This window comes from Oscillatoria sp. HE19RPO (assembly GCF_024220515.1).
GTDB lineage: Bacteria > Cyanobacteriota > Cyanobacteriia > Cyanobacteriales > Laspinemataceae > Laspinema.
Map to the genome: position 1 here is coordinate 1 of NZ_JAMXOT010000134.1, position 20,016 is coordinate 20,016.

General features: G+C 48.7%; 16 protein-coding genes. 10 read left to right on the forward strand and 6 right to left on the reverse strand.

What is annotated here, in order from left to right; all coding sequences use genetic code 11:
* Positions 1–337: 337 nt before the first annotated feature.
* From NG833_RS12750 to NG833_RS12760, 3 genes are all read left to right on the forward strand, one after another.
* A complete protein-coding gene (locus tag NG833_RS12750; protein WP_254565699.1) occupies positions 338–2,596 on the forward strand; it encodes a heavy metal translocating P-type ATPase in 2,259 nt (752 codons plus the stop codon).
* A gap of 53 nt (positions 2,597–2,649) precedes the next feature.
* Positions 2,650–2,916 carry a hypothetical protein gene (locus NG833_RS12755; RefSeq protein ID WP_254565665.1) on the forward strand — a complete coding sequence of 89 codons (267 nt, stop codon included), beginning with the start codon at positions 2,650–2,652 and terminating at the stop codon, positions 2,914–2,916.
* Between the two features lie 321 nt (positions 2,917–3,237).
* The gene (locus NG833_RS12760; protein WP_254565666.1) at positions 3,238–3,414 is read left to right on the forward strand and encodes a hypothetical protein; all 177 of its coding nucleotides are present in this window, start codon (positions 3,238–3,240) and stop codon (positions 3,412–3,414) included.
* Between the two features lie 284 nt (positions 3,415–3,698).
* Here NG833_RS12760 and NG833_RS12765 read toward each other — a convergent pair whose 3' ends face one another.
* Positions 3,699–3,845 (reverse strand): hypothetical protein, encoded by a 147-nt coding sequence (locus tag NG833_RS12765; protein ID WP_254565667.1) that lies wholly within the window; start codon positions 3,843–3,845, stop codon positions 3,699–3,701.
* A 101-nt stretch (positions 3,846–3,946) separates the two neighbouring features.
* On the opposite strand from NG833_RS12765, the gene NG833_RS12770 reads away from it, so the two are divergent.
* The 3 genes from NG833_RS12770 to psbM all read left to right on the forward strand — a co-directional run bounded on the left by NG833_RS12770 (position 3,947) and on the right by psbM (position 6,270).
* On the forward strand, positions 3,947–5,506 hold the full coding sequence (locus NG833_RS12770) for a TolC family protein (RefSeq protein WP_254565668.1): 1,560 nt from the start codon (positions 3,947–3,949) through the stop codon (positions 5,504–5,506).
* 220 nt (positions 5,507–5,726) lie between these two features.
* Complete coding sequence (locus NG833_RS12775) at positions 5,727–6,023, forward strand: 2Fe-2S iron-sulfur cluster-binding protein (RefSeq protein ID WP_015147815.1); 297 nt, start codon at positions 5,727–5,729, stop codon at positions 6,021–6,023.
* A gap of 136 nt (positions 6,024–6,159) precedes the next feature.
* The gene (psbM, locus tag NG833_RS12780) at positions 6,160–6,270 is read left to right on the forward strand and encodes a photosystem II reaction center protein PsbM (RefSeq protein ID WP_254565669.1); all 111 of its coding nucleotides are present in this window, start codon (positions 6,160–6,162) and stop codon (positions 6,268–6,270) included.
* Between the two features lie 389 nt (positions 6,271–6,659).
* On the opposite strand, the gene NG833_RS12785 is transcribed toward psbM, so the two are convergent.
* Entirely contained in the window at positions 6,660–7,487 is an 828-nt protein-coding gene (locus tag NG833_RS12785) for a universal stress protein (protein ID WP_254565670.1), read from the reverse strand.
* Between the two features lie 195 nt (positions 7,488–7,682).
* Here NG833_RS12785 and NG833_RS12790 point away from each other — a divergent pair, with 195 nt between their 5' ends.
* Together NG833_RS12790 and NG833_RS12795 are read left to right on the forward strand one after the other, a co-directional pair.
* Positions 7,683–8,171, forward strand: a complete 489-nt coding sequence (locus NG833_RS12790) for a thioesterase family protein (RefSeq protein WP_254565671.1) — start codon at positions 7,683–7,685, stop codon at positions 8,169–8,171.
* Positions 8,172–8,515: 344 nt separating this feature from the next.
* Positions 8,516–8,968 (forward strand): hypothetical protein, encoded by a 453-nt coding sequence (locus tag NG833_RS12795; RefSeq protein ID WP_254565672.1) that lies wholly within the window; start codon positions 8,516–8,518, stop codon positions 8,966–8,968.
* A 207-nt stretch (positions 8,969–9,175) separates the two neighbouring features.
* Here the strand turns inward: NG833_RS12795 and truB are convergent, their stop codons facing one another.
* The 3 genes from truB to NG833_RS12810 form a co-directional block, all read right to left on the reverse strand.
* Positions 9,176–10,099: a tRNA pseudouridine(55) synthase TruB gene (gene truB, locus NG833_RS12800; RefSeq protein ID WP_254565673.1), complete on the reverse strand. Its 924-nt coding sequence runs from the start codon at positions 10,097–10,099 to the stop codon at positions 9,176–9,178.
* 426 nt (positions 10,100–10,525) lie between these two features.
* Positions 10,526–13,747, reverse strand: coding sequence for an efflux RND transporter permease subunit (locus NG833_RS12805; RefSeq protein ID WP_254565674.1), 3,222 nt, complete (start codon positions 13,745–13,747; stop codon positions 10,526–10,528).
* Between the two features lie 311 nt (positions 13,748–14,058).
* Complete coding sequence (locus tag NG833_RS12810; protein WP_254565675.1) at positions 14,059–15,993, reverse strand: HlyD family efflux transporter periplasmic adaptor subunit; 1,935 nt, start codon at positions 15,991–15,993, stop codon at positions 14,059–14,061.
* A 482-nt stretch (positions 15,994–16,475) separates the two neighbouring features.
* Here NG833_RS12810 and NG833_RS12815 point away from each other — a divergent pair, with 482 nt between their 5' ends.
* Together NG833_RS12815 and NG833_RS12820 are read left to right on the forward strand one after the other, a co-directional pair.
* A complete protein-coding gene (locus NG833_RS12815) occupies positions 16,476–17,135 on the forward strand; it encodes a TetR/AcrR family transcriptional regulator (RefSeq protein ID WP_254565676.1) in 660 nt (219 codons plus the stop codon).
* 314 nt (positions 17,136–17,449) lie between these two features.
* Positions 17,450–18,058: a peptidoglycan-binding protein gene (locus NG833_RS12820; protein WP_254565677.1), complete on the forward strand. Its 609-nt coding sequence runs from the start codon at positions 17,450–17,452 to the stop codon at positions 18,056–18,058.
* 101 nt (positions 18,059–18,159) lie between these two features.
* Here the strand turns inward: NG833_RS12820 and NG833_RS12825 are convergent, their stop codons facing one another.
* Entirely contained in the window at positions 18,160–19,668 is a 1,509-nt protein-coding gene (locus NG833_RS12825; protein WP_254565678.1) for a HEAT repeat domain-containing protein, read from the reverse strand.
* Positions 19,669–20,016: the final 348 nt, after the last annotated feature.

The window sequence follows — 20,016 nt, forward strand, 5'->3', positions numbered from 1 at the left end:
CAGATTGTTGAAAGAAACCCGGTTTCTAACCCTTTGCTGGGGGACAAGAAGCGGGACAAGAAACCGGGTTTCTGCAATCACTTTTGGAAATTATCCCAGATTGTTGAAAGAAACCCGGTTTCTAACCCTTTGCTGGGGGATTTAAGACTATTAAGAGAACGACTGAAGTCGGGACGTTGAACTTAAGAAAGAAACGACTGAAGTCGTTACTACGAACATCGGAGGGGACGGGGGAAATGTGAAGTTTTGTTAAAATAGGTAGACTCTCCAGTTTAGGGGAAGGTTTATACTGAAGTCAGCAACCTCTAACAACCCTTGTAACGAGAGAGTTTGAATGATGGAAACGGTTAATTTGAGATTAAAAGGGATGAGTTGTGCCTCTTGTGCAACTCGCATCGAACAGGTGATCCAAGGGGTTCCTGGGGTGGAAGAATGCAGCGTCAACTTTAGTGCGGAACAAGCGCAGGTGAAGTATAATCCGCGAAGGACGGAACTCGATCGCATCCAAACTGCTGTCTCTGATGCGGGATATACCTCTGAACCCCTGGAAGAATTGGGGATGCGGGATATCGATGCGGAACAACAATCCCGACAGGCGGAACAACAAGAATTACAACGTAAGGTAATTTTTGGGGGAATCATTAGCACAATTTTGGTGGTGGGTTCTCTGCCGATGATGACGGGAATTGATTTTCCCTTTATTCCCGCTTGGTTGCATCATCCTTGGGTGCAATTTGCCCTAACGACTCCGGTTTTTATCTGGTGTGGCAAGTCCTTTTTTGTGGGCGCATGGAAATCCTTTAAACATCATCATGCGGATATGAATACCCTGGTGGCGTTGGGAACGGGTTCTGCTTATCTCTATTCTTTGGTTCTCTCCATTTTTCCCGGATTTTTTACCATTCAAGGGGTAATGCCGGAAGTTTATTATGAAATTGCGGCAGTAATTATTACCCTAATTTTGCTGGGTTTGTTGTTTGAAAATAGAGCAAAAGGGCAAACTTCTGAAGCAATTAGAAAATTAATGGGATTGCAGGCGAAAACAGCGCGAGTGATTCGCGAGGGTCAAGAAATGGATATTCCCATTCAAGAGGTAGGGGTCGGGGATGTGATTTTAGTCCGTCCCGGGGAAAAAATTCCGGTGGATGGGACAGTTTTGGAGGGGTCTTCCTTAATTGATGAGTCAATGGTGACGGGAGAATCGGTGCCGGTGAAGAAAGAAACCGGAGATGAAGTGATTGGCGCGACGATGAATAAAACCGGGAGTTTTAAGTTGAAAGCGTTGCGGGTGGGTAAGGATACGGTGTTGGCGCAAATTGTCAAGTTGGTACAAGATGCACAGGGAAGTAAAGCGCCGATTCAACGGTTAGCCGATCGCGTGACTGGATTTTTTGTGCCGGTAGTGATTGCGATTGCGATCGCCACCTTTGTAACCTGGTTCGCCATCATGGGAAATTTCACCCTCGCCATTATTACAACGGTGGGCGTTTTAATTATTGCCTGTCCTTGTGCATTAGGATTAGCAACACCCACTTCTATCATGGTGGGAACCGGAAAAGGTGCAGAAAATGGCATTTTAATCAAAAGTGCCGACAGTTTAGAACTCGCTCATAAAATCCAAACCATTGTCTTAGATAAAACTGGCACTTTAACCCAAGGTAAACCGACGGTAACTGATTATGTCACTGTTGGGGGAACTGCTCATAGTAATGAGATAAAGTTATTACGATTAGCGGCAGCAGTAGAAAGTAATTCTGAGCATCCCTTAGCCGAAGCGGTGGTAGACTATGCCAAAGCGCAGGGAGTAGAAATGCCCCTGCCAGCGGTTACGAATTTTGAAGCAGTTGCCGGGATGGGAGTTCAGGCGATCGTCAGCAGCCGCCTCGTTCAAATCGGCACTCCACGCTGGATGCAAGAATTAGGCATTGACACCAAAGCCTTACAAACCTATCAAGAAAAATGGGAATCTGAAGCTAAAACTAGCCCTTGGATTGCTGTAGATGGACAAATTGAAGGAGTCTTCGGAATAGCAGATGCTTTAAAACCTTCTTCTGCCACAGCCATTCGAGGATTGCGCCGCTTGGGATTAGAGGTGGTGATGTTAACGGGAGATAACCAACAAACCGCCCAAGCGATTGCTCAGGAAGTGGGAATTCATCGCGTGTTTGCGGAAGTTCGTCCCGGGCAAAAAGCGGATAAAGTTAAAGAGTTACAAGCTGAAGGTAAAATTGTGGCAATGGTGGGGGATGGGATTAACGATGCTCCCGCCTTGGCGCAAGCGGATGTGGGAATTGCCATCGGGACGGGAACGGATGTCGCCATTGCTGCCAGCGATATTACCCTGATTTCGGGGGACTTACAAAGCATTGTCACCGCGATTCAACTCAGTCAAGCCACGATTCAAAATATCCGCCAAAATCTGTTCTTTGCCTTTATTTACAATACGGCCAGTATCCCCATTGCCGCAGGTATTCTCTATCCATTAACCGGATGGTTACTCAATCCCATCCTCGCCGGTGCTGCAATGGCGATGAGTTCAGTTTCCGTCGTCACCAATGCCTTGCGCTTACGCAAGTTTAACGCCCATCATTCCTAGGTGAAACACTCGGAAATGAACCCTGTAAAATCTCTTGACAATAGGCTAATACTATGTTAAAAATATCCAGACTTTGGATGCCTTTACTGGCAGTTACCACCGTCTTGGCAACGGGGACAACTGTAACCGCCCAAGAAATGTCAGAAATGCCCGGACATCAAGCAAACCCATCCCCGGGATTGCAAAAAATTGAACAACCCTTACCTGTAAAAGCTGGCGTGATTGTAGGAGGCGTCGCCTTAATTGGATTAGAACTCTGGTGGTTTTTATTCAGTAAAAAGAAAACCCAACCGGCAATCGAGGAGCAAGAAAGTTCCTAATCTTTAATCAATTCAGCGCCCATCGCTTCCCTCTGGACACGGCACCCCCGTGTCCTTTCCTATTTTAACCCCAAAACTCACCGCAATCCTTTACCATAAAATATTCTGACTCCTTCCCTCTTAAGTTCGTAGTAACGACTTCAGTCGTTCTCTTGTCTTGGTTCGTAGTAACGACTTCAGTCGTTCCCTCTTAGTTCGTAGGAATGACCTTTAGGAGTGGGAGCATCTTGCTCCCTTATCGGAGTAGGGAGCAAGATGCTCCCACTCCTGAATTGGATTGCCATCATGATTTAAACTCGCTCTATCAATCCATGAACAATCATGCCTATCAATCAAGTCCGATTACGGAAACTGCACCGAATCCTGGCCCCGATCGCCATTTTACCCCTGCTCTTGACCGCCAGTACCGGAATTTTGTATCACAGGGCTGTAGTTGCCGGAAACCGAGCCCAATTTCTGGGGTTACAGACCTCCATCCGGGTATATTTGGACCCGTAAACTTAGCCCCCGTTTATCCCCTTTTAAACGGATGAGGATTAATCACCCTTGCCGTTACTGGAATTATGATAGGCTTTCAAGCTCATCTAAAACGACAAAACTGAGTCTAAAAAACTCAGCATCATTCCTTAAAATGATAAAAGAAAAATTAAAATAGGAAACCAGCTAGACATAAATCTAACTTAATCAACCCGAAAACACGATTAACAAATGAGAAAAACCTAAAAATTAAAACAACTCCACTCGAATCCTTGAAAAAACTCCGCTAAAATTAAACCTGCAACTCAGGAACCCGATTGTGCGTCAATCACCGGAATATCAGGAGCGCAGGGGAAAATAAAACCACTTATCTTTGCCAGCACAGCCTTGATCCCCAGATTGCGATCGCCCGAGCCAATTCCAATCCGGTGCATCTTCAGCCGTTTAGTCATGTCGATGAAATTTCATCCCAAAGATCGCGATCTGCTATACCTTAAAAAATGGTGACCTGAACCTGGAAGTCTTATTAAATTGCACGCCGAATCAAAAACTTATGGGAACTTTTCGATATCTGATGACTGTGGGTATGGGAACGCTAATCGCCTTAAGCGATATCGGCGCAAGTCTTGGACAGACTGAAGCATCAGGCGATCGCCTCCCCAGTCCAACCCCAGAACCCGCCTCTTCCTCCGGGGAAACCCAGGACAAAACTGCCCCCAGAGCGGGTTTACAAGCCCAGGGAGTAACCCCCACCGTAGAAAACGTACCGGAGTACCTGACGCCGAACTCCAACCCCCTCCAGTTTCCGACAGAAACCGATGAAGTTGAGATTGTCGGCACCCAACCCTTAACCTTGGAACAGGCCCTGCAAATTGCGGAACAGAACAGCCAGCAACTGCAAGAAGCCCTGCTTACAGTAGAACGAAATCGTGCCGCCTTACAAGAAGCTCGTGCCGCCTTGTATCCCAACTTGAGCGTGCAATCGAGCCTATCGCGATCGAGTTCCACCGGGGCCGATTTAGCCAATCAGCGACAAAGACAACAGTTAGGAGACAATGCCCCACCCCCAGAAGGCGGGAACACCAGCTTAGATGGTGGCGTGGAATTAAGCTATAACCTGTACAATTCCGGTCGGCGATCGGGTCAGATTGGCTTGGCCGAAACTCAGTTGCTCGTGAGTGAATTAGACCTGGAACGGGTGCTTGCGGACTTGCGCTTAGAGGTTCGCGAGGCTTATTACAACCTCCAAGAAGCCGATGACCAAATTGAAATTAGCCTCTCTGCGGTGGAAAGTTCTGAACGGAGCTTACGAGACGCCGAAGCCTTGGAACGAGCGGGATTGGGGACGCGGTTTGATGTGTTGCGGGCTAGGGTGCAGTTAGCTGATGCCGCCCAATCCCTCACCCAGGCGCGGGCACAGCAGCGGATTCGTCGCCGGGAAATTGCCCGGATTTTAAACGTTTCGCAAGTGGTGGATATTTCCGCTGCTGAACCTGTGGAAATTTCGGGACTTTGGAATTTGTCCCTAGAAGAGAGCATCGTCCTGGCGTTGAGAAATCGAGCCGAGTTAGAGCAGTTGTTGTTACAGCGGGAACTCACGGATTATCAACGTCAGATTGCCTTGTCTGCCCTGGGTCCTCAAGTCAATTTGTTTGCCAGTTATAACGCGGTGGAAGTCTTTGGGGATGATTTGAATTTCGCCGATGGCTACAACTTGGGGGGTCGGGTGCAGTGGAATTTATATGATGGGGGGGCCGCTAGAGCGCGGGCGGTTCAAGAGGAACGGAATATTGAGATTGCGGAAACGCGATTTGGGCAGTTTCGCAACCAAGTTCGCTTACAGGTGGAGCAAGCCTTTTTTAACTTGCGATCGAACTTCGAGAATATCCAAACCTCGAATATTGCCGTGGATCAGGCGCGGGAAAGTTTGCGTCTGGCGCGGTTGCGGTTTCAAGCTGGGGTAGGGACTCAAACCGACGTGCTGACAGCGGAAACGGAACTGACTCGGGCTCAGAATAACCGCCTGCGGGCGATCGTGACCTATAATCGGGCATTAGCGTCGATGGAACGGGCGATCGGGAATGTGAATGAGGGACTGATTTCTACGCCCTAACTTCCCCTCATGGGCAACCTGGATGATGAATCTAGGGGTTCTAGGGGCAATTGTGAATTGCCCCTACCGAATGCGGCCAGTATTTACAGAAGTTAACATTACGGTCTAAAATTTGAGAGGACCTAACATCGGCCCTGAGTCAGGGGAAAGGCTTGGCCTAATCCTGGACGACTCATCGGCCCCAATCGGTATCGCTCGATCGCAACTATGGAGAAGAGAAGTGCCTAATATCAAATTTGTGGATGAAAACAAGGAAGTCGTCGCGGCAGATGGAGCCAACTTGCGGCTTAAAGCCTTAGAAAATGGAATCGAACTCTACAAGTTTGTCGGGAAATTGATGAACTGTGGCGGTTACGGTCAATGTGGTACCTGCATCGTCGAAGTCGTCGAAGGCATGGAAAATCTCTCCGATCGCACTCCAGCAGAAAATCAAAAACTCAAGAAAAAGCCCCCCAGCTATCGTTTGGCTTGTCAAACCCTGGTGAATGGGCCGGTGAGCGTCAAAACCAAGCCCTAACCCCCGCCCAGAATATAGGGTCCCCTGACCGAGGATGTGGGTTTAAAGAATTTAGGCAAATCACCCTCACCGTAATCAAGCAATAATGATATTCTGATCTTATTGAATTTTAAGATTGAAAAAATAGTGGGGTTCTATGCAAGTTAACGACCTAGGATTTGTGGCCAGCCTTCTGTTTGTGCTCGTCCCAGCCGTGTTTCTGTTGATCCTCTACATTCAAACCGCCAGCAAAGGCAAACAGAGCTAAATTAACCAGCGGCTTTGTCTGGCACTCGGAACCGTTCCGGGTGCTTTCTTCAAGTTCTAACTCCGACCTTTGCCGGAAAGGGATGCGATCGCATCCTTTCCCGGGGAGAGTCTCCTTATAAAAGGTGTCAAACATTGCGTTTTGACACCTTTTTTCGTCCGAATCTCATAAAAAAACCCGCACCCTCAAGGGTGGGGCTATACAAACAAAGCCTGCCTCCGCAGGCTATTGAGAAAACGGACTGTTTTTAACCGGATTGGGGCTTATACCAAATCCGGTTGGTCAAAGTAGGTTTTCGCTTTTAGCCCGCGCAGGCACCGCTTCGTCCTGTGAGCCTCCACCATGCACGGGTGCGGGCTTTTACAGACCTTGAGCAACCGGATTTGGGCTTAGGTCGAAGTCCGACCTAATAACACCGGACAGTTGGCATAAACCCGTACATAGTCGGAGAGAGACCCTCCTAAGAGGCGATCGAGGTCCACAAAGCTTTTAGCAATGTTCGGACGGCGATCGGGAGACCCCAACATCACCAAATCCGCATTCAAATCATCCGCCAAACGACAGATTTCTTCTCCCGCTTTGCCAGTTGGGGTGTGGCAGCGATAGGAAACGCCATATTTCTTCGCCTGCGCCACCGCTGCGGCTAATACCGGGTCCTGTTCCGGGTTGTCCACGGCTTTTGAAGCCACATGGACCAACTCCAACTGTCCCCCATCAATATCTTTGACCATCATCAGGGCCAAATCCAGGCACTGCTTGGCGGAGTCCGATTTATCCACGGCCACGATCACGCGCCGGATTTTCTTAACGTACACATCATCTTTGACCAGCAACATCGGACGGGAAGCAAGCTGGAAGACGTACTGACTCACGGATCCTTCTAAAATCGCTTGCAAACGTCCCAAGGCCCGGGACCCCATCACAATCAGGTCGGCATTTTCTTCCTCGGCCACTTCACAAACCACGCTTTTTGGGTCTCCCTGCTTCAAACGGGGATTGACTTTGCTCGGGTCGATGTTCAAAAATTTGACCGCATCAGCGAGGATTTTGCCACCTTCTGCCAACTTATCCGACATGGCATCAGCGGTGACTTCTGGGGCCACCACGTGCAGGACCGTCACTGAGGCAGTTTGAAACGAGGGGATGTCCATCAACATCTTAACCATCTCTTCACAGAGTCCTCGTCCGGCCACTGCCACTAATATTTTTTGGATCATAAGTTTAGCTCCTGGCTACAACAGCATACTATGTAGGGATGAATCCCTGAATGGATTCCGTTTCGGGGAACGCTCTATGGGTCGAGGTCAACGACCCCAGAGATTGCTCGATTTAGGGATTTCATCTTTAATAATGTAAGACTTATTACTTACTGAAAATTTGTAGAAATGTAGAGTTTTGGATCGATTTGTAACATGGCTGAGGAAAAAGAGACACAACCCCAACTCCCCCCCACCCAGGCGATCGCCCGTCTTGGCGAAAAATCCCCGGAAGGATGGTTTGAGTACCCCGTCCGGGCTTATCCCCATCATACGGACTATGCGGGGATCGTTTGGCATGGCACCTACTTAATCTGGATGGAAGAGGCGCGAGTCGAATCCTTGCGGGCGATCGGGGTCAATTTTGCCGATTTAGTCGCCCTGGGGTGCGATTTACCCGTGGTGGAGTTAGCCTTGCGCTACCACAAACCCATGAAACTCGGCACCGAAGCCGTTGTCCGAACCCGGATGCTAGAAATGGATGGGGTCCGCCTCAATTGGGAATATCAGATTCAGTCCCTCAATGGACAAGAGTTGTACCTCACCGGAGTGGTTACTCTAGTCACCGTGGATATCGAAAAAGGCCGCATCATGCGCCGCTTACCTGAATCCGTCAAAGATGCCCTAGTTAAATTATCTCGGTAGGGGAGATGGGGGAGATGGGGGAGATGGGGGAGATAGGGGAGATGGGGGAGATGTTCGTAGTAACGACTTCAGTCGTTACCGCGTGACGTAAGCTACCGCTTACGTCACGCCCCTTTGGATGCTCTGCCTCCAGTCCCCAAGCAGGCACTTCAGCCACCAATTTTGCGTGTCACGGCTTCCGCAGTGACACGAGAGCAACGACTGAAGTCGTTACTACAAACTATCTCCCCAATCCTCCCCATCTTCCCAATCCTCCCCATCCTCCCAATCCTCCCCATCTCCCCAAGGTGATAAAATTTGGGTTAGCCAATCCGACTAAACCCAACCTGACTGACCCCAACATCATGACTCGTTTACTTTACGAATATTCCATCGCCGATTGCGGTCACTTGATCATTCCTTATGTGTTTGGCACCGTTGATACGGACCGAATCTATTCCTATCACTTACTCTCCGAATTAGGACATCGGGGGAACCTCCATAAAGCCCATAATCCCGCCGGAATTCATTCCAGTAGCCTCGAAGGGATTATTGCGATCGCCAAAGAACATCTGGATCTTCATTCTGATGTCGAAGAAACTCTGGATATGTTTAAACGTCGCTATACTTATCGCGAAAATTTAATTATTATTTATCAAATGGCCGACAAGTTTTTTTATGACCATTATAAGCCCGATAATTTACAAAATGTCGCCGCGCCTAAAATCTTCAAATCAGAACAAGCCTGTATTCACTGGGTTAAATCAGGACTCGATCGCCCCAATCAAGGCTCTAATGTTTTAGATTTTAGACGATAGAAAATTCCCGTATAATTAATTATTATTTCAGGGGGAGAACGACTGAAGTCGTTACTACGAACGAGAGAAATGAAGTATTTCTCCCCTGTTTGTAGTAACGACTTCAGTCGTTTCAGGCATTTCCAGGCTCGGCCTGGGAATGCCTAATCAAAATACTAGGCATCCGGTGTGAGAAATAACTAACTCCCCAAATCACCCCTAAACTCGTTAGGACAAACGGGTTATTTCATCTTTCCCAAAATCCGGCTCAAACACCATTTTCGGCACTAACACCCAGTCGTCATCGGATGATTCAATCTCGCTCATCCCCAAAAAAGTGCCATCTTCTGCATAAATACGCAGGGGTGACACACTTTCCCCTAACTCCTTTAGAGGAATCCGCTGACCTTGGCACCAGCGACGGCCATCAGTAGAATTTAAAGGAATCTGACTTAAATGGGCTAACACCTTATCCGGTGGGATGAGTTGAAATGTCCCTTGACTGGTTTGAGTTTCGATGTCTTCAAAGGTTAAACTCTCCTTCAGGGGTAACCCACAGCTTTCGGTGCGGGTGAGATGTGCGAGGGTTCCGCCAGTTTCCAAAACTGCACCGAGGTCCCGGGCGATCGCCCGGATATAGGTCCCAGGTCCACAGGCGATCGCCAGGTCGATTTCTGGAAAATCCCCCTCTCGCCACTCCAACACCTGGATATTATGGACCTCTACCACGCGACTCGGCACTTCGACGGTTTCCCCTGCTCTTGCTAAGTCATACAACCGCTTCCCTTGCACCTGAATCGCACTGTAGGCAGGGGGAATTTGGGTAATTTTCCCCAGAAATTGCGGTAATTGCGCCTCAACCTGTTCCCGGGTGAGTTGGGGAACTGCTGCCGAGGTGACGGTTTCCCCTTCTAAATCATCGGTGGTGGTGGTGACCCCCAGACGCACGGTTGCTTGATACGCTTTATCTTGACGCAGGTATTGCAGCAGGCGCGTTGCCTTACCCACGGCGATCGGTAAGACTCCCGTTGCTGCGGGATCTAAGGTGCCACCATGTCCCACCCGCTTGGTTCGCAACAGTCTGCGAATCCGGGATACGCAGTCATGAGAGGTCATGCCAGGGGGTTTGTTGAGATTCAGAAATCCTTCCACAGTACCTTTAAAACATTCGGGAGTTCTGTTGCATTTTATCCAGATCAGGACGCTTTGATTCGTCTACTTTTTGATTGGGGAATCGCGCCTCAAGGGAATCGAAGGATATGATAACCGGACTTACGCAGATTTTGAGAATCCACCATAAATAATAATGTAGAGGCGATTCGCGAATCGCCTCTACATTATTTCGGGGTTCATGTTAAATATTGCGGAATTCCGGGATAATCGGATGATGGGAGTCAATTGTAGGGTGGGCACTGCCCACCTTAATGTCGGTGGGCAGTGCCCACCCTACACTTGCTACACTTGCTTAAATAATAATGTAGAGGCGATTCGCGAATCGCCTCTACATTATGTCGGGGTTCATGTTAAATATTACGGAAGTCGTGGATAACCGGATGAGGGGTTGCTATATTTGCGCCTTTATTCCAAATGTTCTGCTGCCACCGAGGGTTTTGGGGTGAGCAGTAAATATAATGCCGGAACTACCAGTAAGGCGATCGCTGTCGAAGCAGTTAACCCAAAACCGATCGCCGCACAAAGGGGAAACCACACCGGGTCACTAAATGCCAAGGGAACAACTCCACCAATGGTAGTTAAACTGGTGGATAAGACCGGACGGAGGCGATCGGCAGCACCTTGAACCGCTGCCATTTGAATCGTCATGCCGCGATCGCGATAGGTATTCATAGTTTCCACCATGACGATCGCATTATTCACCACAATTCCCACTAAGGAAATAATCCCAATTACTGCCGGAAACGAAATCGGAATCCAAGCTAAGAAAAACCCGCCAAACGTGCCAATTAACCCAAAGGGAATCGTCAGCATAATAATAAACGGTTGGGTAAATGATCCAAACTGAATCACCAACACCGCAAACACTAGGAAAATCGCCACTCCGGCCATTTGTTGCGCTGAACCAAAGGTCTCACTCTGAGTCTGTGCTTCTCCGGCAAATGTATAGTCATATCCTTGGGGCCATTGACGGCGCATTTCATCAATTTTCGGCTGTACATCTGCTAAAATTTCTCCCACAGTCCGGTTGTCTGTTTTTGCCAAAACCGTGACGGTGCGCTGAGTATCTTGGTGAACAATGGATAAGGGCGCTTCCCCGAATTCCGATTCTAGCACTTGAGCGGCAGACAAGGTGCGATCGCCTGCAAATAAGCGAATCGTCTGGAGTTCGTCCTGGCGCGTCGGACCACCGACGGCACCCCCACGCGAGGGCCAAGCCATACTCAGCCTGATTTCTAGGTCTTCCTCCCCGCCGCCAATGGGGAAACTGCCGATTTCGTTGTCGGTCATGGTATAGCGGCCTTGCTGCGCCAAATCCTCGGCATTTAAGCCATAAAAATTCATCGCTTCCCGTCGGGGTCGAAACTTGATATCCGGACGCAAGGCCCCGAGGTCATCTCGCACATCGGTTGTGCCAGGAATTTGGCGCAGTGCCAATTGCACTTCCCCCGAAATCCGGCGCAATTCGGTCATATCCCGGCCCTGAATTTGAATGGCGATCGGGTCTCCCCCTTCCCCGGTACTTTCGGTATTGACCACCAGGGAGGCCCCGGGATATTTGCGAATCAGTTGGTCTAATTCCTGGCGCAATAGGCGATCGTATTCAAAGGAATAAAGTTCACGTTCGGTTTTCGGTGTAAACATAGCGGAAAACCCAAGCAAATAGTTCCCTTGATTCGGTTTCATCCCACTTTCAGTCACCAAATTACTTCGCTGTCCCACGAATTTAATCGTGTTGCTGAGGTAGTCTTTTTGGCGCAGCACTTCTCCGATTTCGTCTGCCACCTGTTGGGATGTATCCAGGGTTGTGGTAGGCGGTAGTTCCACATTGATACTCATTTTCAGATTGTCCGAGTTAGGAAATAAGGTCCCCGGAACATTTCCCACTAAAATTAGAGTACAGACAAATAAACTGACTGCACCCAAAACCCACAATCGGGCGGTAGTTTTGTTACGAACTGTGGTTTTTAAACTCCATTTTGCATAGCGTTGGGCGGTGGATTCGTTGAGGCGGTCAATAAAGGTTTTTTTGCCATGACCCTTGACATTTCCGAGTAAAAATCGAGAGAGAGGAACGTCAATGAATAAAGCAATAATATAGCTGAGAATCAGACAAGTAATGGCACTAATGGGAATAAATCTAATAAATTTACCCATTGTCCCGCTAATTGCCATTAACGGGGCCATTGCTAAAATGGTGGTCAACTGGCCGGAAAAGGCGGGTAAAGCGTAGGTTTTGACCGTGGAGAGGGCGGCTTGATTAAAGGTGAGTCCGCGCACGAAAATGCCTTCGTGCAATCCTTCCATCATCAAAATGTAAACATCAACGAGCAAACCCAAGGCCAAAATCATGCCGATGGTGACCATTGTATTCAGGGTTTGACCGCCGATCCAGAGAATGGCAGTCGCCCCAATAAAGGTCAGGGGAATGGACAATCCAGCAATTAACGCTTCCCGCCAACTCAGGGCAAAAAACAGGATGACAAATACCACAAGAATTCCTTGCCAGCAGTTATTAAACAGGCGCAGTAAGTCTTCTGTGATGATTTCGGCGTCGGAGTTGATGACGCGGTATTCTAGGCCATAAGGCCAGAGATTGGGGTTCTGTTGCGCTAAATCTAAAGCAGCAATGGAGTCTTCGACGACTTTAATCGTATCGGACCCAGGAACTTTGACCACATCAACGTTAATCACGGGTTCAAATTCCCCGCCATTCCAACTAAGAAAAGCGCGATTTTTTTCTCGTTCTAAATCCCGTCGCACTTCGGCAATTTCTTTGAGACGAACCACTCGACCATCGGACCCACCTAACCGCGCTACAGGCAAATCTTGGAGGTCTTCCACGGAGCGAAATCGGCCATATAATCGCACTTGAGTACCAATGCGATCGCTCTCCACCTGTTCCCAAGGCATATCAATATTGCCTTGTTGAATCGCGCTGCTGACTTGGGTAGGAGAAATCCCCAGAGTCGTCAGGCGTGAAGGAATTAACTGCACATGAATGACTTCTTTACGTTCTCCCCCCAGGTCCACCTTTCGCACGTTGGGAACTTTTTCTAAAATATCTTTGATATCTTCCCCAGCGCGACTCAACACCGCCATATCAAGATTCCCAAATAAGCCAATCGTGAGAACAGGCGTATCTTGGACGGAGATTTGTTCGACTTTCGGCTGTTCCGCATCCCGGGGGAGTTCCGGTTTTGCTTCATCGACTTGAGCGCGCAGCAAGGCGATCGACTCATTAACGGGCGCTTCTGCGCGAAATTCAACGACAATTCGCGATCGCCCATCATAGGAGGCACTACTAATTTCTTTTAACCCCTTCAGGGATTTAAGCTCTTTTTCAATTTTGTCCGTAATCTGATTTTCAATGGTTTCAGGGTCTGCACCGGGCCATATTGTTTCAATACTGGCGATCGCTACATTAATATCCGGATCCCCTTCCTTCACCATCGAAGCGGCACCAATCAACCCGCCAATCAACAGTAATAAACACAGCAAAATCCCAAATACTGGCTTTAAAAAGAAGAATTTGGTCACCGGAGATGCCTTCCGAACATCAGGAATCTCATGTTGTTGGGAGTCGTCATCTTCAGGCGGTTGCGGTGGTAAAAGGGTATTTGTCATGATAGTTTTTATACTTAAATAGGTTAGTCTGTCATTTCAATCCCTCCAGTCCCCTCCCCTTAGCAAGGGGAGGGCTAGGGTGGGGTTCCGCCATCCAAAAGTGAGAAACCTCCAGTCCCCTCCCCTTGCTAAGGGGAGGGCTAGGGTGGGGTTCCGCCATCCAAAGGTGAGAAACCTCCAGTCCCCTCCCCTTAGCAAGGGGAGGGCTAGGGTGGGGTTCCGGCATCCAAAGGTGAGAAACCTCCAGTCCCCTCCCCTTAGCAAGGGGAGGGCTAGGGTGGGGTTCCGCCATCCAAAGGTGAGAACCGGCGTCAATCCAAACCTTCCACAATCTCCACCGGCGCACCATCCACCAACCGATTACTCCCTTCCGTTACCAGTAACTCTCCGGGGTTAACCCCTTCAACAATTTCCCGGGTAGAAATTCCTTCAATACCAAGGGTAATTTCCCGTTGTTCCACCCTTCCCGTTTCCGGGTTAACCACAAATACATGAGGTTGGCGATCGCGAAAAACAAACGCTTCAAACGGTGCAATAGTGGCATTGGGATTTTCCTCCACCGCAATCCATGCCGACACTCGGGACCCATGCCGCAGATTCTCACTCCCTTGCTTAATTCGCATCGTAACAGACATCGCTCGCCCTCCCGGTGTCACCGAAGGACTGACGGAAAACACCTGTCCCTCTGCTCTAGCGAGTTTCGTCAGTTGATCGCTGGTCATTTGTCCCGCAGATGCAGCACTCATATCTTCATCCAAAACAATATAAACCCGTTGTCCCGGTCTCACCCGATCGCCTTCAAACGCGGGGAGTTCTACATTGACCTCAAATTCCCCTGGATCAATGATAATCATCGGCACTCGTTCGACAATGTTCTGATATTCCCCACTCGCTTGGACCCGCTGAGGTGACCAATAATCTCCCTCGGTGATATTCAGATAGGCCAAAACGCCATCAAATGGGGCATAAATCGCACTATCTTCCAAGTTGACATCCGCCCGGGTCACCTGGGTTTGAGCCGAGGCAATCCCCGCATCTGCCGAATAAATTTGAGCTTGTGCGGACTGAACTTGTCCGGCTACTGCCTTGACTTGGCTTTCGGCAGCGCTGATTTGACTGTGAGCGACGGTGACTTGACTTTGAGCGACGGCAATTTCTTGTTCCCCAGCAGTGACTTGGCTTTTCGCCACTTCTACATCCTGGAGGGCGGCGCTCACTTGGCTTTTGGCGGCTTCCACTTCTTTTTGAGCGGCGATAATTTGACTGTTGGCGGCTTCGACTTCTTGCTCGGCGGCTTTCACTTCATTTTGGGCGGCATTCAAGCCAGATTCAGCGTTTTGGCGTCGATTCGTATAAACATCCAAATCGCTTTGAGAAATTACCCCTTCTTGATATAATGTTAGACGTCGCTCCTGTTCTTTGATGGCGAGGTCGAGGTCGGCTTGGGCTTTTTGGAGATTGGCCTGGGAACGGGCTAAATTAGCGAGGCTTTGTCCCTGTCGCGCTTGAGTTTGGGCGACGTTGGCTTGAGCTTGTTCCACTTTGGCTTCGGCTTGTTGCACCCCCACTTGGGCTTGTTGCACTCGGGATTGGATTTGTGCCAGATTCGCTCGCGCTTGTTCCACTTTAGAGCGGGACTGTTCTAACAAGGCTTGGTTTTGTTCCACTCCGGCTTTTGCCTGTTGGAGATTGGCTCTAGCTTGTTCGAGGTTAGCCACGGCAACACTGCGCTGGGTTTGGGCTTCAGCGGTTCCGGCTTGAGCTTGGGTGATGTCTGCCGCGAGTTTGCGATCGTCTACTTTGGCGAGTAATTCCCCTTCCCGCACGCGATCGCCTTCTCGCAAATCTCGCCCTTCTATTTTTTTGATATAAGTAATCGTTCCCGGCACTTCAAAAGTGAGGTGCTTACTTCGCACGGCAGAGGCAAACCCATCACTAAACACCCAGGCTTGAATGGGGGCCGACTGCGCCGGAACCACTCGCACGGGTAGTCCCGCTGGTTGTACCTCAGTCGGGGTGGCTTCTTCGGTTTCGGCTTGAGGATTCAACCGCATGGCTCCCACGGTCCCAATCCCTGCGATCGCCGCGAACAACATCATGAATCCTACGCTTTTTTTAAGCCAAGATAGCGGTAATTTTCGTCTGGATTTATCCGACTTCTTGCGAGTGGGTTGGGCAATTGCTCCGGACTGGGAAACGGGGAGCGACAAGTTCAGCCCGTCCATATTTTCTAAGCGATCAATCATCCTTGGTTCTCCATTATTTTTTTTAAATTTGTCTTTGGAAACAGTAGAGTTTTTATTTCTTTTTACTAACGGTTAACTTGAATAATTCATGAGTAATATTTTGCTTCTTGCAGAGCTAAATTTTTGAAAAAATCTGGAGAATTTTACCGATTCAGTGGGTGGAGGATGAATGTCCTCTATTGGAAATTGGGTAAGAATGGGTAAAGTTGAGTCCGAGTTATCGAGATTTGGGGTAAACTCAATCCGGTTAATTTTTATATCCGTGGGCAATTCAGGCTTTTGTTCTTTAAATGGCAACCGCAAAAATTACTCAGGTTTGGGAAAGTCAGTATCTGGACAGATGCCGACTCTAACTCCTGGGACACTTGCTGCGCGATCGCCTGGGGTGAAATCCCTATCTAGTGGGGGTTCCTGCCACGGGTTGGCGATGCCTGTGAACACGCGAGTTGATGCTCATGTTTATAATATACGAGTAACTGCTCATGTTTGTCAATGCTCTAGGGGGAAAAATGGAAGAAGAATTCTCAAAAGTAGAAGGGATGAGGCGTCAACCGCAGCAGATGCGGGCGATTAAGCGAGTCAATCAGATTCTCGATGCCGCAGAGGGATTATTTGCCGAAGTCGGATATGAGGGGGCCACCACCAATGCGATCGCCGCCCGCGCCGGGACCTCGATTGGATCCCTGTATCGCTTTTTTCCCGATAAAGAATCCATTCTCAAAGCACTCGCGACGCGCTATCTGGAGCAAATGCATGAAATGTTTTTTCAGTTACATTCCCTAGAAATGGCAACCTTACCCCTAGAGGTTTATATTGATCGAGTAATGAGTGCATTTGATGAATTAATCACGGCACATCCCGGGTATCGAGCCGTTTTTTTCACGTCCCGCGCCGCTTGTCAAGAAGTGCAAGACATGGATGCCGATTTATGTGCTCAATTTGCCGGTAAATTAGCAGAGTTTTATCGATTAAAAGCGCCTAACCTCGACCCATCCACCTGCGAACTCATCGCACTGGTTGTCGTAGAAGCAGTCCGCAATTTGCGGAGACTCTCCCTCAGCCGAGATGAAACATTTCAGTATCGAGTCACAAAGGAAATTAAAAAACTATTATTGGCGTATTTGCAGCCTTATTTAAGTTAAAAGATAGGGGAGATGGGGTCCATGTTTGTAGTAACGACTTCAGTCGTTGCTTTCTGTCATGGCATCCGCCATGACAGTTACCCTTCTGGGATTCAGCACCTGTTTGGAGACTGGAGCGATCGCCTACTTTGAGCGCGTGACGAAAGCTGACGCCAAGTCACGCGGTAACGACTGAAGTCGTTACTACAAACAGGAACCTCATCCTCCCCATCTCCCCCATCCTGTTTCCTTAAGAAAAATTTTCAACTCAGGGCATCCCAAAAGGAGGCGATCGCGATTAAAATCTTGGTAGATCTACCCGAGGAGTTAACGCAATGGAGTCTCTTGCATACATCCATCTTGCTGAAGCCTATAATCAACCCTTAGAAATCCCCTCAGTCCAGGTCAACTGGCCTAAAAAAGGCTGGGGAAAACGGATCGGAGCATTTGCCCTGGGTGCTGTCACCTCCTTCCTGGCGATGGGTTCTCCCGCAGTAGCGCTGATTCGTCCTGGAGATGCCGGTGCAGAAATTACCCAACTGCAATATCGTTTGCAGGAACTGGGCTATTTTACCCCGGAAAAATCCGGTTACTATGGCGACTTTACCAAACACGCCGTCATGGAGTTTCAAGAAAAAAATGGATTAACTCCCGATGGAATTGTCGGTCCACAAACGAAAGCTGCCCTTGAAAAAGACTATCCTCAAACTCCAGAACCGAAAACTCAGCCAACGGTCCGACTCGGAACTACTGGCGGAACGGTTTTAAGAGTTCAGCGGCAGTTAAGCTCATTAAAATACTTCGATTATCAGAAAATGAATGGGGTTTTTAATGAAGAAACTGAAGCGGCTATCAAACAGTTCCAAAAAGACTACGGTTTAGAAGCGGATGGTGTTGTGGGGTTAAAAACTCACACGGCCCTTCGCAACTATACTGGGTTATAAATTAGTTTGGAGGAGGGTTTGGAGACCAAACCCCTACCTGAAACGGTGATGGCGCACTACCCTGTGCGCCCAATTTTTCAACGATTCAGGACTGGCTGTTTCTAAGTGGAATGCTTGTGAAGATAGGAGGGACTGTAATACCCACAGCGTCCTTGAATAGAGGCGATCGCATCCAATAAATATAAATCTCCCGTGGTGAATAAATCCTCCCACAACAGCGGCACAATTTCTCCTTTGCCGACCTGGGCTAACACTTCCGCCACCTGTTGACGCACCAAGCTATTTCCTGCATTCAAGGTATAGATTAATGCTTCGACTGCTACAGAAGTACCCAGGTTTCCTAATGCCTCTATTGCCGTTTTTCGCACAGAATAAGTATTATCCGTTAAAGCGACATTTAGCAAAGATTCTACGGCGCGATCGGAGCCAATTTGGCCTAATATTTTAGCTGCTTTTTCCCGAACAAAGCTAGAATTATCTGACAAATTTTCGAGGATTTCATCTAGGGGTTTAGATAGCTCGATCGCTGAGTTTTGGTCGTTCCCACAGGCGGGAGCAATCATCGCGGCATGGATGCGATCCAACCCTTGTTGGGCGCGGAGTTTCACCCATTCATTCGGGTCCGTTAAGGCGGCAGTGAGGGCATTTTCCGCCGCAGTCGTGCCAATTTCCCCCAGGGCGATCGCTGCACTTTCTCGGACTAAATATCGGGGATGATTTAATGCCAAAATCAGTTGTTCAACCACTGGATCTTGACCAATTTTAGCTAATCCATAGGCGGCGCGAGTGCGAACAAATTCGTGAGAGTCGCCTAGCGTATTCAGCAATGCCGCAATGGTTTCTTCATTGCCAATTTCTCCTAAGGCATCCGCTGCTGCAATTCGGGTATTGGTGGCAGAATGATTTAATGCAGCCAAAAGAGTATCAATGGCTCGCCGATCGCCCAGTTTCCCCAAGGCGATCGCCACACTCCACCAGGTAGGCGAATAATCTTGCTTATAAAACACCCGTTTAAGCGCCGTAATCGCCACTGGCGTGGCAATTTTTCCCAGAGCTTCCGCCGCACTTAAGGGCACCGTGCGATCCGAGTCTTCTAAGGCTAAAATCAGCGCATCAATTCCCGTATTGTACCCCAAATTCCCCAGAATTTCTGCGGATTTTTGGCGAATGCTGGGCATTTTATCCTGCATCCCTTGAATCAGGGGAAATACCACCGCTAATGAGGCGATCGCCCCTAACGCTTCTACCGCATTTTCTCTGATCCGATAATCCGGCTCATTTAAAGCTTGTTCTAAATAGGGAATTGCATAATTAGAACCACTGATTCCAAACATTCGGATCTTGAGCTTGGGTGGCAATACCTGGCGATCGAGCAATTCTAATCCTTCCTCCTGAAACCGAGTTTGAACCGACCCCGCTAGTTTTGTCCCCAGTTTCAAATCAATTTCAAAGCCTAATTTCACCATCCGAATGGCTGCCGCGCGATCGGTCACCTTTGCCAGCATATTCGCAATGGAATCAGTCCATTGCAAGCGGTTGAGATAGTCGCGTTTTAGAGTCTCATCACTCAAATACGGGAGCTGGCTTAGGAGGGTTTGAGCAGATGGCATATTTGTCAACACTGATGGTGGGGCCTGGAGTGAATGGAAAAGAATAAGAGAAGACTTCAAAAAAAGTGATTAAAGTTAGCTGATTAAGTCTATCCCTTTTTCGGATCTAACCGCCGCTAAATAGAACACAAAATTGGTTAATTAAGCCGAACGTTTTAAGCATAGGGCATCCGGGTATCTATTAAATAATTGGACAAGCCACCGGGTTGGGGTACCCGAATGCTTGCTAATTGGGTATTTCTTGGTGAAGAAACCCGGTTTTTAACCTTGAAGCGACTGACCTTATTAGGGATAAACAGAAAAGACTCCCACCTTAAACTTGAGCGTGAAAGCCTTGGGCTGCAATTG